1 protein-coding gene is annotated in these 444 nt (G+C 44.4%); it reads right to left on the minus strand.

Features of this window, described 5'->3' with window-relative positions:
* Window positions 1-56: 56 nt before the first annotated feature.
* A partial coding sequence (locus tag A3729_RS10285) for a transporter substrate-binding protein (protein ID WP_156497873.1) occupies window positions 57-444 on the minus strand: 388 nt, incomplete at its 5' end.

Genomic DNA, 444 nt, shown 5'->3' on the forward strand with positions numbered 1-444 from the left:
AGTGCTCCCCTTTTAAGTTGCCGAATAAATGTTTCCGGCTAGCTAAAGCTCAGGTCTTAGAAGTTCTGACCAGAACACTTAGCTGTTTTAGTATTAAAGTTGCCGCACTTAACCGGGTCAGTCCAGTCAGCAATTAGGTCTTTAGAACCTGGTAGGTAGTTAGACCAAGCATCACCAATTACTTCACCGTTAGTTTCCCAAACCACTTCAAATTGACCATCTTCTTGAATCTCGCCAATTAAAACTGGCTTACTCAAATGGTGGTTAGTATTCATAACAGCAGTACCGCCAGTCAGGTTAGGTACCGATACACCCAAGATAGCTTGCTCAACTGCGTCTACGTCAGTAGTACCCGCTTTCTCAACTGCTTTCGCCCACATTTCGAAACCAATGTAGGTCGCTTCCATTGGGTCGTTAGTCACACGCTTGTCGTCTTTGATGTAA

Source organism: Oleiphilus sp. HI0043, from assembly GCF_001634935.1.